Origin of the sequence: Cellulosimicrobium sp. SJTW-1, assembly GCF_047716875.1 — a bacterium.
Taxonomy (GTDB): domain Bacteria; phylum Actinomycetota; class Actinomycetes; order Actinomycetales; family Cellulomonadaceae; genus Cellulosimicrobium; species Cellulosimicrobium funkei.
The window spans coordinates 292516-307584 of the sequence record NZ_CP136680.1 but is presented as its reverse complement, the minus strand read 5'-3'; the positions used below and the strand labels follow the sequence as shown (position 1 = coordinate 307584).

At 74.1% G+C, this 15069-nt stretch carries 9 protein-coding genes and 1 pseudogene; 3 read left to right on the top strand and 7 right to left on the bottom strand.

The features are described 5' to 3' along the window. Window positions 1–28: 28 nt before the first annotated feature. The 5 genes and pseudogenes from RSE42_RS01460 to RSE42_RS01440 form a co-directional block, all read right to left on the bottom strand. Window positions 29–1759 carry a dipeptide ABC transporter ATP-binding protein gene (locus RSE42_RS01460; protein WP_137279908.1) on the bottom strand — a complete coding sequence of 577 codons (1731 nt, stop codon included), beginning with the start codon at window positions 1757–1759 and terminating at the stop codon, window positions 29–31. A 262-nt stretch (window positions 1760–2021) separates the two neighbouring features. After that, window positions 2022–2877, bottom strand: a pseudogene (locus RSE42_RS01455) (ABC transporter permease); the annotation flags it as partial. 145 nt (window positions 2878–3022) lie between these two features. Beyond that, complete coding sequence (locus tag RSE42_RS01450) at window positions 3023–4144, bottom strand: ABC transporter permease (RefSeq protein ID WP_085386785.1); 1122 nt, start codon at window positions 4142–4144, stop codon at window positions 3023–3025. 115 nt (window positions 4145–4259) lie between these two features. Next, window positions 4260–5906, bottom strand: coding sequence for an ABC transporter substrate-binding protein (locus tag RSE42_RS01445; RefSeq protein ID WP_144721038.1), 1647 nt, complete (start codon window positions 5904–5906; stop codon window positions 4260–4262). Window positions 5907–6200: 294 nt separating this feature from the next. After that, the gene (locus RSE42_RS01440) at window positions 6201–7130 is read right to left on the bottom strand and encodes an HdeD family acid-resistance protein (RefSeq protein WP_137279910.1); all 930 of its coding nucleotides are present in this window, start codon (window positions 7128–7130) and stop codon (window positions 6201–6203) included. A 170-nt stretch (window positions 7131–7300) separates the two neighbouring features. Between RSE42_RS01440 and RSE42_RS01435 the strand changes: the two genes are divergently transcribed. From RSE42_RS01435 to pntB, 3 genes are all read left to right on the top strand, one after another. Further along, window positions 7301–10105 carry a lysylphosphatidylglycerol synthase domain-containing protein gene (locus tag RSE42_RS01435; RefSeq protein WP_415297689.1) on the top strand — a complete coding sequence of 935 codons (2805 nt, stop codon included), beginning with the start codon at window positions 7301–7303 and terminating at the stop codon, window positions 10103–10105. A 171-nt stretch (window positions 10106–10276) separates the two neighbouring features. Next, the gene (locus tag RSE42_RS01430; protein ID WP_194521737.1) at window positions 10277–11875 is read left to right on the top strand and encodes a Re/Si-specific NAD(P)(+) transhydrogenase subunit alpha; all 1599 of its coding nucleotides are present in this window, start codon (window positions 10277–10279) and stop codon (window positions 11873–11875) included. Then, complete coding sequence (gene pntB, locus RSE42_RS01425; protein ID WP_194227739.1) at window positions 11872–13281, top strand: Re/Si-specific NAD(P)(+) transhydrogenase subunit beta; 1410 nt, start codon at window positions 11872–11874, stop codon at window positions 13279–13281. Before RSE42_RS01430 ends, pntB begins: the two co-directional genes overlap by 4 nt. Window positions 13282–13332: 51 nt before the next feature. Here pntB and RSE42_RS01420 read toward each other — a convergent pair whose 3' ends face one another. Further along, window positions 13333–13920 carry a hypothetical protein gene (locus tag RSE42_RS01420; protein ID WP_051028391.1) on the bottom strand — a complete coding sequence of 196 codons (588 nt, stop codon included), beginning with the start codon at window positions 13918–13920 and terminating at the stop codon, window positions 13333–13335. Between the two features lie 115 nt (window positions 13921–14035). After that, window positions 14036–14938 carry an HpcH/HpaI aldolase/citrate lyase family protein gene (locus tag RSE42_RS01415; protein ID WP_415297688.1) on the bottom strand — a complete coding sequence of 301 codons (903 nt, stop codon included), beginning with the start codon at window positions 14936–14938 and terminating at the stop codon, window positions 14036–14038. Between the last annotated feature and the right edge of the window lie 131 nt (window positions 14939–15069).

Below are 15069 nucleotides of genomic sequence, written 5' to 3'. Positions count from 1 at the left end.
CACGGCTCTCCCTCGGCAGGCCAGGGCGTCAGGCGCCGCGGAGCGCGCGGAGCTGCTCGCGGCGCTCCGCCTGGAGCACCGGGTCGGGCACGGGCAGGGACGCGAGGAGGCGCTGCGTGTACTCCTCGCGCGGGCTGCCCAGCACCTCGGCGCCCGTACCTTCCTCGACCAGCCGCCCGCGGTAGAGCACCGCGATGCGGTCGGACAGCAGGTCCACGACGGCGAGGTCGTGCGACACGAACAGGCTCGCGAAGCCCAGCTCGCGCTGCAGCTCGGCGAACAGCTCGAGCACGCGCGCCTGCACGGAGACGTCGAGCGCCGACGTCGGCTCGTCGGCTACGAGCAGCTCCGGGTCGAGCGCGAGGGCCCGGGCGAGCGACGCGCGCTGGCGCTGCCCGCCGGAGAGCTCGTGCGGGAACCGGTCACCGTACGACCGCGGGAGCTGCACGGCCTCCAGGAGCTCGTCGACGCGCCCGCGCGCCGCCTGGGGCGACTCCGCGCGCCCGTGCACGACGAGCGGCTCCGCGACGCAGTCCGCGATCGTGAGCAGCGGGTTGAAGCTCGTCGCGGGGTCCTGGAACACGAACCCGATGCGCGGCCGCACGGGGCGCAGCTCGCGCTCCTTCACGCCGTTCATCTCGACGCCGAGCACGCGCAGCGACCCGCCCGTCACCCGGGTGAGGCCGGCGACGGCGCGCGCGAACGTCGTCTTGCCGGAGCCGGACTCGCCCACGAGGCCGAGCACCTCGCCGGGCCGGATGGTGAGCGAGACGTCGTCGACCGCGGTGAAGCCGGGACGGCGCAGGCGGCCCGGGTAGGTGACGGTCAGTCCCTGCGCCGCCACCACGGGCTCCGCGTCCGCCCATCCGACGTCGCGGGCCGACGCGCGGGCCTCGGCCCGCGCGGTCCCCTCGCCGACGCGCGGCACGGAGTCGAGCAGCGCGCGCGTGTACGCGGCCTGCGGGGCGGCGAAGAGCTCGCGCGCGGGCGCCTGCTCGACGACCTTCCCCTGGTACATGACCGCGACCCGGTCGGCGAGGTCCGCGACGACGCCCATGTTGTGCGTGATGAGCACGATGGCCGTGCCGAACTCGTCGCGGCACCGGCGCAGGAGGTCGAGGATCTCGGCCTGGACGGTCACGTCGAGCGCGGTCGTGGGCTCGTCCGCGACGATGAGCCCCGGGTCGAGCACGAGGGCCATGGCGATGACGATGCGCTGCTTCTGCCCGCCGGAGAACTGGTGCGGGTAGTGGTCGACGCGCGTCTCCGGGTCCGGGATGCCGACGCGCCGCAGCACGTCGACCGCGCGCCGGCGCGCCTCGCGCCGCGACACCTTCGTGTGCGCCCGGATGCCCTCGACGATCTGCCAGCCCACCGTGTACACCGGGTTGAGCGCGGCGGACGGCTCCTGGAAGACCATCGCGACGTCGGTCCCGCGGACCTGGCGCAGCCGCTCCCCGCCCAGCGTCACGACGTCGTGGTCGGCCGTCCCGGCCTTGTTCGTCAGCACGACGGCGCCGCGCGCCGTCGCGGTCGACGGCAGCAGGCCGAGGATCGTCTTCGCGGTCACCGTCTTGCCGGAGCCCGACTCGCCGACGACGGCCAGCACCTCCCCGGGTGCGACCTCCAGGTCGACGCCGTCGACGGCGCGCACGGCCCCGGCGTCGGTCGCGAACGACACCGCGAGGTCGCGGATCGTCACGACGGGGCGTGCGGCGTCACCGCTCTCGCGGCGGGTCGTCTCGGTCACGGCGCTCATCGCCGGTCCTCCGTCTCGTCGTGGGGCGCGTCCGCCGGAGCAGGCGCAGGACCGGCCGCGGGGCCCGCCGCCGGACCTGTCGGAGGGCCGTCGTCCGCCGTGCCGCCGGGCCGCCCGTCGAGCCCGACGGCGTCGGGGTCGCGCTGCCCGGGGACGGCGGCGAGCTCGTCGGAGCGCGAGCCCGCGCCCTCGATCGCGTCGAGGCCGCCGGGACCGGCGGTGAGCGTGCCGCCCGGCACGACCGACGTCTCCGCGACGTCGCCCGACACCTCGGCGGACGCGCGGCGCGAGCGCAGCCGCGGGTCGGCGAGGTCGTTGAGGCTCTCGCCGACGAGCGTGATGCCGAGCACCACGAGCACGATCGCGAGGCCCGGGAAGAGCGCGGTCCACCAGATGCCGCTCGTCACGTCGGACACGGCCTTGTTGAGGTCGTAGCCCCACTCGGCGGCCGCGGTCGGCTCGATGCCGAACCCGAGGAACCCGAGCCCGGCGAGCGTGAGGATCGCCTCGGACGCGTTGAGCGTGACGATGAGCGGCAGCGTGCGGGTCGAGTTCCGCAGGACGTGGCGCACCATGATGCGCCGGTGCGGCGTGCCGAGCACGCGCGCCGAGTCGACGAACGCCTCGCCCTTGATCCGCACGACCTCCGCGCGCGTGACACGGAAGTACTGCGGCACGAACACCACGGTGATCGAGAAGGCCGCGGCGAGGATGCCGCCCCACATGCTCGACTGGCCGCCGGAGATGACGATCGCCATGAGGATCGCGAGGAGCAGGGACGGGAACGCGTAGATCGCGTCGCAGACCACGACGAGCAGGCGGTCGGCCCAGCCGCCGAAGTACCCGGAGACGAGCCCGAGCAGCACCCCGACGACGATCGAGGCGAGGATCGCCACGACGATGACGAGGAGCGCCGTCTGCGCGCCCCAGATGACGCGCGACAGGACGTCGTAGCCGCCGACGGTCGTGCCGAGCAGGTGCTCGGCCGACGGCGGCTGCTGCGCGCCGAAAGGCCCGTCCGCGGTGCGGAGCTGGCTGTACCCGTAGGGGGCGAGCACGGGCGCGAGGGCGGCGGTGAGCAGGAAGAGGCCCGTGATGACGAGGCCGGTGACGAGCATGCCGCGCTGCAGCCCGACGCTCTGCCGGAGCTGGTGGACGACGGGCAGGCGCTTCCACCACGCGACGCGCCCGCGCTCGGGGACGACGACGGGGACGGGGCCCCCGGTTTCCGGACCGGCCGGGACGACGGTCTCCGCGACCATGTCAGTACCTCACCCTCGGGTCGATGAGCGCCGCGATGATGTCGACGAGGAAGTTCGTGACCGCGACGATCACGGCCATGAGCACGACGATCCCCTGCACGGCGACGAAGTCGCGCGCCTGGAGGTACTCGGCGAGCTGGAAGCCGAGCCCCTTCCACTCGAACGTCGTCTCGGTGAGCACGGCGCCCGCGAGGAGCATCGCGACCTGCAGACCGATGACGGTGATGATGGGGATGAGCGCGGGGCGCCACGCGTGCGCGCGCACGAGCCGGGACTCGCGCACGCCGCGCGACCGCGCCGCGACCACGTAGTCGGTCGAGAGCGTCCCGATGACGTTGGTGCGCACGAGCCGGAGGAACACGCCCGCCGTGAGCAGCCCGAGCGCGAGCGCCGGCAGGACGGCGTGCTGGAGCACGTCGCCGACGATCGCGGGGTCGCCCGTCCGGATCGCGTCGATCAGGTAGAAGCCGGTCGGGTCGTCGAGGAACTGCAGCTCGATCTCCGCGTCGGTGGACGCGCGCCCGGACACGGGCAGCCAGCCGAGCCACACCGAGAAGACGAGCTTGAGCATGAGGCCGGCGAAGAACACGGGCGTCGCGTAGGCGAGGATCGCGGAGACGCGCAGGATCGCGTCGGGCACGCGGTCGCGCAGGTAGCCCGCGAGCATGCCCAGCGGGATGCCGACCACGAACGCGACGAGCAGGGCGTAGACCGCGAGCTCGAGCGTCGCGGTGCCGTACGTCGCGAGCACCTCGGTGACCGGGCGGTTGTCGCTGATCGTCGTGCCGAAGTCGCCGCGGACGATGCCGCCGAGGTACTCGAGGTACTGCACGACCACCGGGCGGTCGTACCCGGCCTCGTGGATGCGCTCGGCGAGCTGGTCCGGCGTGAGCCGGCCGCCGAGCGCCGCGGTGATCGGGTCGCCCGTGGCCCGCATGACCACGAAGACCGTGGTCACGAGGATGAAGACCGTCGGGATGATGAGCAGCGCGCGGACCAGGATGTAGCTCCCGAGCCCGCCGCCGCGACGGCGGGTCGTGCGCGGGGTGCGCACCCGCCCCGCGCGGCCGGGGCCGCGGGGCGCGTCCTCGCCGACGGGCACGTCGGTGGTGGTGGTCGTCATGTCGTCTCTTCCTCAGGTGCCCGGGGCGTCGGCGTGGTCGCCGGTCCGGACGAGCGGTGCCCGGCCCTCCCCGCGGGTCGCGCGGGGAGGGCCGGGCGGCTGGGGCGGCTGCCGGTCAGCCCTTGGACAGCGCCGCGTAGCGGAACTTGAAGGACGGGTCCAGCGTGTCCTCGGCCCCCTCCACGTCCGTCCCGACGACCGCGACCTGCGCGCCCTGGAGGTACGGGAGCGTGGACAGGTCCGCCGCGACCTTGCTCTGGATCTCCTCGATGAGCGCGGTGCGCTCGTCGGCGTCGGGCGTCGCCGCCTGCTGGAGGATGAGGTCGTTGACCTCCTGGTTGGCGTAGTGGTTCACCAGGAAGTTCTCCGTGAGGAAGAACGGCGTGAGGTAGTTGTCCGCGTCGGAGTAGTCCGGGAACCAGCCGAGCTGGTACGCCGGGTAGACGTCGGACGTGCGCTCCTTGGCGTACGTGACCCACTCGGTGGTCTGCAGGTTGACCGTGAAGAGGCCGTCCTTCTCGAGCTGGTCCTTGATGAGCGCGTACTCGTCGGCCGACGACGGGCCGTAGTGGTCGTTCGAGTACTGCAGGTTGAGCGTCACGGGCGTCTCGACGCCGGCGTCGGTCAGGAGCTGCTGCGCCTTCGCGGCGTCGGGCTTGCCCGCGCCGTCGCCGTACATCTCCTTGAGCGGCTCGGCGGCGCCGGTCAGGCCCGCGGGGACGTAGGAGTACAGCGGGGTGTAGGTGCCCTTGTAGACCTGGTCCGAGAGCTCGTCGCGGTCGATGAGCGACGCGGCGGCCTGGCGCACGGCCAGCGCCTTGGCCGGGTCGGCCTCCGGCGTCTTCGCACCGAACGGCTGGGTGTCGAAGTTGAACGTGATGTAGCGGATCTCGCCGCCGGGACCGTCCACGACCTTGACGTCGTCGTTGCCGCGCAGGTCCTCGATGTCCGTCGCGGACAGGCTGCGCCACGCGACGTCGATCTTGCCCTGCTGGATCTCGAGCTTCATGTTCGACGCCTCGGCGAAGTACTTCACCGCGACCTTGTCGGTCTTCGCCGGGCCGAGGAGGCCCTCGTAGCCGTCGTACGCCTCGTAGGAGACGAGCTCGTTGAACTTGTAGCCCGTGATCGTGTACTGGCCGGCGAACGCCTTGCCGTCGACGATGTCCTGGTCCGAGGTGAGCGCGTCGGCCGCGAAGACGTCCTCGTCGACGATCGGGCCCGCCGGGCTGGACAGGATCTGCGGGAAGAGCTGGTCGTTCTCGCTCTTGAGGTGGAAGACGACGGTCGTGTCGTCGGGCGCCTCGACGCTGTCGAGGTTGTAGAGCAGCGACGCCGGCCCGTTCTCGTCGTTGATCGCGACCTGGCGGTCGAACGAGAACTTCACGTCGGACGACGTGAGGTCGTTGCCGTTGGCCCACTTGAGGCCCGGCTTGAGCTTGACCGTGTACTCGGTCGGCGAGGTGAACTCGGCCGACTCCGCGATGTCGGGCTCGACGTCGGGGCTGCCGTACGGGGTGTTCATGAGGAACGGGAAGACCTGGTTCATCACGGCGAACGAGCCGTTGTCGTACGAGCCGGCCGGGTCGAGCACCGTGATCTTGTCGGTGGTGCCGATGACGAGCGAGCCGCTCGCCGAACCGCCGCCGTCACCGTCGCCCTCGCCGTCGCTCGGGCCCCCGCCGCACGCGGTCAGGGTCAGCGTCACCGCCGTGATGCCGGCGGCCGCGGCGAGGAGCCGCTTCCTGGACACCGCTGTCATGTGTCTACCTCTTTCTCGGGTTTCTCGGGGTGCGAGACACCGGTGGCGCGACCTTGCACGCACCAGGACCCCGACCTGTCGGCGGAGTGCCGTGATTTCTAGCACAGTGCCGTGTCGCACAGGTGTCAGGATCGACAGAAACCCGGACAGAACGCCAGCGTTGTTACCCGGTCGTAACCCTGCGCCCCGGGCAACGGTCGTGACGTGAGACACACTCACGGCGGTCGCGCCGTGGGTGTAAGGTCCCGCCCCTTTCGGGGCGCCCGGCCCTGGCGGACGACGGCCGCACGGCCCTCAGGAGCCCGCGCGGTCCTCCGGTCCTGCTGCCCCGGGACCACCCGCTGCCGGGCCGTCCGGGGCAGGCTCGACCGGGGCGGGCTCCACCGGGGCGGGCTCGGCCGGCGCGGGGTCGGCCGGGGCGAGGTCGCTCGTCGGGGACGCGTCGGGCGCGGGAGCCGCCGGGTCGGCGGCCAAGGTTCCGGCGGGCGCCCCGCCCACGGCCGACGGCGGGGCGACGCCCGGGTGCACCGCGGCGGCGCCCAGCACCGACCCGCCCGTCACGACGACACCGGCCGCGACCGCCTGCGCGCGCAGGTCGGCGAGCTCGCGTGCGACCGCCCGGACCGCGAAGCCGGACACCACGTGGATCGCCCCCGACACGAAGGCGTACAGGGCGAACACCACGGTCACGAGGCGCAGCACGTCGAAGGCGTCGAGCGGGCGCGTGACGAGGAGGATCCCGAAGAGCACCGACACGATCCCCACCGCGAGCATCCACGCCCAGCCGAGGTCGCGGTTGCGCACGAGCGCCGCCGCCCCGGCGATCGTCGTGATGCCGAGGACGAGCACCCAGACGGCGAGGACGTAGTACAGCGCCGTCGCGCCGAGGTCCGGCCACAGCGCCACCACGACGCCGAAGACGACGTTGACCCCGGCCTGCGCGAGCCACCACGCCGACCCGACCTGCTTGCGGTGCACGAACCCTTGCACGGCGACCAGCACGCCGTCGGCCACGAGGAACGCCCCCAGCACGACCCGGAGGGTCCCCAGCTGCTCGAGCGGCTCGATCATGAGGAGCAGGCCCAGGACGACGAGGAGCGTGCCGCGGACGACGGGGAGCCACCACACCCGGCGGAAAGGGTTGCGCTCCTGCCCGCTCTCGTCCGGCGTCGCGGGTGCGGCGCCTCCGGCCTCGTCGCGCTGCGTCGTCGTGCCACGTGCCATGCCGACCTCCCCAGGGGTGCTCGCACCCCCATGCTAGGGAGGCCTTCCTCACACCCGCCCGTCGAACAACCCCCCACGGGCATCGGACAAGCGGTCGAACCGGGCGAATCACCCGGAGGAATCGGCCAAATACCGCGCCTGCCGGGACCCCCGGACCTAGACTCGCAGGCATGTCCTCCCCCGCGCCCGAGCCGACGACGGGCGACACGCCCCACGGGGGCGCGGTCGTCGAGGTCGGGTCGCTCGCCGCGTCGGGCCGACGTGACGCCCGTCCCCAGACCGGCGCGCTCGAGGCGCTGCTCGCCCCGCGCGACGCCGACGACGAGGGCACCGTCCGGGTCGTCGACACCGCCGAGCAGCGGGTCCGGCACCCGATCGACTTCGTCAACCTCGTGCTGTGCGCGGTAGGCGTCGCGGTCGTCATGCTCATGTCGGTGTACGCGCACGGCACGACCGAGGGCGTCGCGGAGGACGTGCAGAACTTCTCGGACGTGCTCGCCCGGGTGCTCTTCCTCCCGGTCACCGTGCTCGAAGGGCTCATCACGCTCTTCGTGCCGCTCGCCGTGCTGGTCGAGCTCGGTCTGCGCCGGCTGGGGCGGCAGGTCGTCGAGTCCATCGTCGCCGCGGCGCTCGGCCTGCTCCTCGGGGTGCTTGTCGTGCTCGCGCTGCGCACGTGGGGCTCCGACGACCTGATCCGCGGGCTCTCCGCGTTCATCGACGGGTCGTGGCAGCTCACCATCCCCGACTACCTGTACGTCGCCGCGATCGCCGGCCTCCTCACGGCCGCGGGCACGCGCACCCGGCGACGCACCGTCAAGTGGTCGTGGAACCTGCTGTTCGTCGCGATCGGCGTCGTGCTCATCACCGGCCAGGTCTCGCTGCCGGGCATCATCATCACGCTGCTGCTCGGGCGCATCGCCGGGCTGGCCGTGCGGTACGTCTCCGGCGTCCGCAGCGAGCGCGCCTACGGGCCCGACCTCGTGGCCGGGGTCCGGCGCGCGGGCTTCTCCCCCGTGGCGCTCGTCCGCGTGCGCGACGTCACCGACGACGACGAGCTCGCCGAGGCGGCGGACGACCCGATCACGGAGGTCGACGCCGAGGGCCGGATCACGGCCGAGGTGCACGTGGGCGTGCTGCGCGCGCCGGGCGCGGGCGACGACGGCGGGACCGTCCTCACCGCCGACGCCGCCCTCGCGGCGCACCACCTCGGGGCCGCGCACCCCGACGAGAGCGAGGCCCCGCAAGGCACGGACGCCGCCCCCGAGCCGCAGGACGCCCCGTCCGACCCGGCCGCGATCGCGCTGACGCGCGCGGGCGACAACCGCGTCTACGCGATGCTCGCGGAGGACGACGTGCGCCGCGACGTCGTCGTGCTCGACGGCGACCGCCAGGTCGTCGGCTTCCTCACCCGCTTCTGGCGGTCGCTGCGCCTGCGCGGCAGCGAGGGTCGCGCCGCGATCTCGCTGCGCGCCGCCGCGGAGCGCACGGCCCTCCTGTCCTACGCGGCACGGGCGGCCGGCGTCCGCACGCCGCGGCTCCTGGGCGTCGCCGAGTCCGCCGACTCGATGGTGCTGGTCCAGGAGCACGCGACGGGCGCCGTGTCGCTGCGCGACCTGCCCGTCGAGGACGTCACCGGCTCGGTGCTCAACGAGGCGTGGCGCCAGCTCCGCCTCGCCCACTCCGCCGGGATCGCGCACCGCGCCCTGACCTCCGACGTCGTGCTCGTCTCGCACGACCCGGCGACGGGCGCCCCGGAGGTGTGGCTCACCGGGTGGGAGCAGGGCGACATCGCGTCGTCCGAGCTCGCGCGCCGCATGGACCTCGCCCAGATGGTCGCGCTGCTCGCGCTGCGCGTCGGGGCGCAGCGCGCCGTCGAGTCCGCGGTGAGCGTGCTGCCCGACGACGACATCGCCGCCATCGGCCCGCTGCTCCAGTCGGTCGCCCTGCCGCCGAGCACGCGCGAGGAGATCCGGCAGGACAAGGAGCTGCTCAAGGAGCTGCGCGCCGCGCTCGTGGAGCGGCTGCCCGAGGCGGACGTCGAGCCGCAGCGGATCACGCGGTTCGGCGCCCGCACGGTGCTGACGATCGCGCTCGTGATCGCCGCGGTGACCGCGCTCGTCACGTCGTTCAACTTCGAGCAGATCGCCGAGGCCGTCACCGAGGCGAACCCGTGGTGGGCCGTCCTGTCGTTCGTCCTCGGCATCCTCACGTGGGTCGGCGCCGCGCTGACGCTCACGGCGTTCTCGCCGAAGCGCCTGCCGTTCTGGCGCGTCAACCTGACCCAGGCGGCCGGCTCCTACGTCGCGCTCGCCGCGCCCGCGGGGATCGGCCCGGCGGCGCTCAACCTCCGGCTGCTCACGAAGCGCGGCATCTCGACGCCGATGGCCGTCGCCACCGTCGCGCTCGTGCAGGTGTCGCAGTTCGTCGTGACGATCCTCATCCTCGTGGTGCTGTCCGTCTTCACCGGCGAGGGCGGCCTGGTCCAGCTGCCCTCGACGACGGTGCTGCTCGCCATCGGCGGCGTCGCGCTCGCCGTGCTCGCGACGCTCCTCGTGCCCGCAGTGCGGACCTGGGCGCTCGCCAAGCTCCGGCCGACCGTCCAGCAGGTCTGGCCGCGGCTCTCGGAGATGCTCGGCCAGCCAGGGCGCCTCGCCGTCGGCCTCGCGGGGAACATCGTCATGACGCTCGGCTACGTGCTGGCCTTCGACGCCGCGCTCGCGGCGTTCGGGCAGGAGCTCGACCTCGTCGACGTCGCCGTGATCTACCTGGTCGGCAACGCGGCGGGTGCCGCCGTCCCGACGCCGGGCGGCCTGGGCACCATCGAGCTCGCGCTGACCGCGGGGCTCACCGCGGCCGGCGTCCCGGTCGCGCTCGCCACGTCGGCCACCCTCCTCTTCCGCGTCGCGACGTACTGGGCGCGCATCCCCATCGGCTGGTTCGCCATGCGCTTCCTGCAGAAGAAGGGCGACCTCTAGCCCGCACGCCCGGCCCCGTCGCGGTCCGCGCGCCGCGCGGGCGGACGCCGCGGCCCCGGGGACGTTCGACCCGGGACGGCGCGGGCGGCCCCCGATAGGCTCGCCGCGCACCCGCCGTCCCCACCGGTCGCGCGGGCGCTCACGATGCTCGACGAGGTGAGGAGCCCGCACGTGAGGATCGGTGTCCCCCGCGAGGTGAGGGACGGGGAGCGGCTGGTCGCCGCGACCCCGCGCACGGTCGAGCGCCTGCGGGCGCTCGGGTACGAGGTGGTCGTCGAGCACGACGCGGGCGCGGGGGCCACGTTCTCCGACGCCGCGTACGAGGCCGCGGGCGCCGCGGTGGTCGACGCCGCGACGGCGTGGGGGGCCGACGTCGTCACCGCCGTGAACGCGCCCACCGACGCGCAGGTGGCGCTCCTGCGCCCGGGCGCGACCCTCGTGGCGATGCTCGGCCCCGCGAACGACCCCGACCTCGTGCGGCGCCTCGCCGACCACGGCGTGACCGCGCTCGCGCTCGACGCCGTGCCCCGCATCTCTCGCGCCCAGGCCCTCGACGTCCTCAGCACGCTGTCGAACGTCGCGGGCTACCGCGCCGTCGTCGAGGCCGCGGCCGAGTACGGCGGCATGTTCGCCGGGCAGGTCACCGCCGCGGGCAAGACGCCGCCCGCGAAGGTCTTCGTCATCGGCGGCGGCGTCGCGGGCCTCGCCGCGGTGGGCGCGGCCGCGAGCCTCGGCGCGCAGGTGCGCGCGTTCGACGTCCGCTCGGAGGCGGCCGAGCAGATCGAGTCCATGGGCGGCACCGCCGTGCGCGAGCCCGCGGCGCAGCAGGGCATGTCGGCCGACGGGTACGCGAAGCCGCTCACGCCCGAGCAGGAGGCGGCGGCCCTCGCCGTCTACGCGCGCGAGGCGGCCGACGCGGACGTCGTCGTCACGACGGCGCTCGTGCGCGGCCGGGCGCCGCGCACCCTCACGGCCGAGGCGGTCGCCGGGATGCGGCCCGGGAGCGTCGTCGTCGACCTCGCGGCCTCGGGCGGCGGCAACTGCGCGCTCACCGTGCCGGGCGAGCGTGTCGTCACCGAGAACGGCGTCGTGGTCGTCGGCTGGACCGACCTCGCGGGCCGGCTCCCGCAGCACACGTCGCAGCTCCTGGGGACGAACGTCGTGCACCTGCTCGAGCTGCTCACGCCCGGCACGGACGGCGTGCCCGTGCTCGACCTCGACGACCCGGTCCAGCGCGGCATGACCGTCGCGCGCGCCGGCGAGGTCCTCTGGCCGCCGCCGCCCGTCGCGGTGAGCGCCGCGCCGTCCCCCGCCGCACCACCACCGCCGGACCCCGCCCAGGAGGCCGCGGACCGCGAGCGCGCCGCCGCGGAGGCCGCCGCGGCCGCGAGCCTGCGCCGCCGCCGTCGGACCGTCGGCGCCGCGCTCGCCGCGGTGCTCGTCACGCTCGCGCTGTCGTTCGCACCGCCGTCGCTCGTCGGGCACGTCACGGTGTTCACGCTCGCGGTGATCGTCGGGTACTACGTCATCTCGAACGTCACGCACTCCCTGCACACGCCGCTCATGGCCCAGACGAACGCGATCTCCGGGATCATCCTCGTCGGCGCGCTCCTGCAGCTCGGCTCCGACGACTGGGTCGTCACGACGCTCGCGCTCGTCGCGGCGACGCTCGCGAGCATCAACGTGTTCGGTGGCTTCCTCGTCGCGAACCGCATGATCGGCATGTTCCGCAAGGACGTCCCCGCCCGCGCGCAGGGGGTGGCCCGATGACCGCCACGTCCGTCGCCCAGGCCGTCTACGTCCTCGCGGCCGTCCTGTTCGTGCTGAGCCTCGCAGGCCTGTCGAAGCAGGAGTCCGCGCGCCGCGGCAACGTCCTCGGCATGGTCGGCATGGTCCTCGCCCTGGCCGCGACGATCGTCCTCGCGCTCGGCACGAGCGCCCGCCCGGTCCTCGTCACCGCGCTGCTCGTCGCGGTCGTGCTCCTCGTGGGCGCCGCCGTCGGGACGTGGCGGGCCCGCCGCGTCGAGATGACGCAGATGCCCGAGCTCATCGCGATCCTGCACAGCTTCGTCGGGGCCGCGGCCGTGCTCGTCGGCTTCAACTCCTACCTCACCGCGCAGGCCGCGGGGCACGACGACGTCGCGCACCTCGTCGAGGTCTCGCTCGGCGTGCTCGTGGGCGCCGTGACGTTCACCGGCTCCGTCGTCGCGTTCCTCAAGCTGTCCGGCCGCACGCGGTCGGCGCCGCTCCAGCTCCCCGGCCGGAACCTGCTCAACCTCGGGGCGCTCGTGGCGAGCCTCGGGCTCGTCGCGTGGTTCGTCGTCGCGCCGTCCGTGTGGCCGCTGCTGCTGCTCACCGTCGTGTCGCTCGCGCTGGGCTGGCACCTCGTCGCGTCGATCGGGGGCGGCGACATGCCCGTCGTCGTCTCGATGCTCAACTCGTACTCCGGCTGGGCCGCCGCCGCGGCCGGCTTCATGCTGGGCAACGACCTGCTCATCGTCACGGGCGCGCTCGTCGGGTCCTCCGGTGCGATCCTCAGCTACATCATGTGCCGGGCCATGAACCGGTCGTTCGTGTCCGTCATCCTCGGCGGCTTCGGGGCCGAGGAGGGTGCGGCCCCCGCGGGCGGCGAGGGCCCGCAGGGCGAGCACCGCGAGGTGAGCGCCGACGACGTCGCGGCCCTCCTGCGCGACGCGCGGAGCGTCGTCATCACCCCGGGCTACGGCATGGCGGTCGCCAAGGCGCAGTACCCCGTCGCCGACCTCGTGCAGATCCTGCGCGACGGCGGCGCCCAGGTCCGCTTCGGCGTCCACCCCGTCGCGGGCAGGCTCCCCGGGCACATGAACGTGCTGCTCGCGGAGGCGCGCGTCCCGTACGACATCGTGCTCGAGATGGACGAGATCAACGACGACCTGGCCGGGACGGACGTCGTGCTCGTCATCGGGGCGAACGACACCGTGAACCCGGCCGCGCTCGACGACCCCGGCTCGCCCATCGCGGGGATGCCCGTGCTGCACGTGTGGGAGGCGAAGCAGGTCGTCGTCTTCAAGCGGTCCATGGCGGCGGGCTACGCCGGGGTGCAGAACCCGCTGTTCTTCCGCGAGAACACCGGGATGCTCTTCGGGGACGCCAAGCAGCGGGTCGAGGACATCGTGGCGGCGCTCCGCGCGGGCTGAGGGGCCGCGGGCGACGGGGACGGCGCGGGCCCGCGGAGCGCGCCCCGGCGATCAGCCGGGCACGCGCTCCCGGGCAGGGGCGAACGTCAGCGACGGCAGCGTCTCGAGCGTGCGGTGCGCGGCGACGTAGTCCTTGAGGTCCCCACGGAAGACGACGCGACCCGGCAGGTCGAGCAGCGTCTGAGGCCGCACCTGCCACCGCTCGACCCCGAGGTCCCACACGCCCGCGCCGTGCAGCACGTGGTAGACGAACTCCGAGCAGAAGAACCGGTCCTCGGCCTCGTGCCCGCGGCCGAACCGCGCGCCGACGAGGCCGCGCACGTTGTACGAGAACGCGTGCGAGTCGAGCAGGAACTCGGTGATCCGGACGCGGATCGCCTCGTGCTGCTCGGGGGTCACGGGCACCGCGAGCACGACCCCCGGCACGACGTCCATGCCGCGGTACAGGCCGTCGTCGAACCGCTCGCGCCGGAAGCAGCCGACGAACGGGTTGCCCGCCCGGCGTCGGCCGAAGCTGAACATGAGGTCGAGCCCCTGGTCGAGCGCCAGGGAGGAGTGCGTGAACTCGTCGCGCGTCGCCAGCGCGATCGTCCGGGACAGGACCGTACGACTGCGGGACAGGACGACGTAGACGTTCACGCGAGTGACCATACGATGCCCGAGCCCGCAAGCGGAACGGGCGGAGCGGGGTATTTGTCCGGTCGGCCGCGACGAGGCGCCGTCGGCCGGGCCCGCGAGCGCGAGATCCTCGCGCTCATCCGTCCGACGGCGCCCGGTCGAGAACCACCCGGTCGAGGACCGCCCGTGCGTGCCGGAGGACCGGCTCGTCGACCATGCGGCCCTCGAACGTGAAGACGGCGCCCGCGCCGCCCGGGTTCGCGGCCGCGGCGTCGAGCAGCGCGCGGGCGTCGGCCACCTGCTCGGCGGTCGGTGCGTAGGCGGCGCGGATCACGGGGACGTGGCTCGGGTGGATGCACGCCGTCGCGGCGAACCCCGACGCGGCGGCGTCCTCGGCCTCGGCACGCAGCCCGTCGAGGTCACCCACGTCGAGGTGCACCGCGTCGACCGCGGCCTTCCCCGCCGCACCGGCCGCGAGCAGCACCGCGGCGCGGGCGTGCCGCGCGACGTCGCGGTACGTGCCGTCGGGCCGGCGGCTCGACGTCCCCCCGAGGGAGGCGACGAGGTCCTCCGCGCCCCACATCAGCGCGACGACCTCGGGCCTGCGGGCGAGCTCCGGCGCCGCGAGGACGCCGGCCGCCGTCTCGCACAGCGCGAGCAGTCGCACCCCGGGGAGCGTCGTCGCGAGCCCGCCGAGCGACACGAGCAGCTCCGGCCCGGCCTTGGCGACCATGACCGTGCGCAGGCGCGTGTCCGCGAGCGCCGCCACGTCGAGCGCGTGCTCGGGCGTCCCGACGGGGTTCACGCGCACGACGGTGCGCGCCGGGTCGAGCGTCGCGGACGCCTCGACGACGGCACGCCGCGCGGCGTACTTGGCGCGCGGGGCGACGGCGTCCTCGAGGTCGAGGATCACGGCGTCCGCGCGGTCCGCGGCCTTGGCGAACCGGTCGGGCCGGTCGCCGGGGCAGAACAGCAGCGCGGGCCCGAGCCCGAACCCTGGCGGGGAGGCGGCGCGGTGCCCGACGCCGTCGGTCACCACGCGCTCTCCTCGTCGCCGCGCTCGAGCACGGGCTCGTGCACCCCCGCCGCGTGCTCGCCGAGCCCGGGGCCGTCGTCGTGCCCGGCGCCGGGCCCGGGGGTGTCAGCGGGATCGGTACCCACCGTGCCCAC

Coding starts and splice junctions, on each gene's coding strand:
- RSE42_RS01460 (WP_137279908.1), bottom strand. CDS start 1,759: ATGAGCGCCGTGACCGAGACGACCCGCCGCGAGAGCGGTGACGCCGCA.
- RSE42_RS01450 (WP_085386785.1), bottom strand. CDS start 4,144: ATGACGACCACCACCACCGACGTGCCCGTCGGCGAGGACGCGCCCCGC.
- RSE42_RS01445 (WP_144721038.1), bottom strand. CDS start 5,906: ATGACAGCGGTGTCCAGGAAGCGGCTCCTCGCCGCGGCCGCCGGCATC.
- RSE42_RS01440 (WP_137279910.1), bottom strand. CDS start 7,130: ATGGCACGTGGCACGACGACGCAGCGCGACGAGGCCGGAGGCGCCGCA.
- RSE42_RS01435 (WP_415297689.1), top strand. CDS start 7,301: ATGTCCTCCCCCGCGCCCGAGCCGACGACGGGCGACACGCCCCACGGG.
- pntB (WP_194227739.1), top strand. CDS start 11,872: ATGACCGCCACGTCCGTCGCCCAGGCCGTCTACGTCCTCGCGGCCGTC.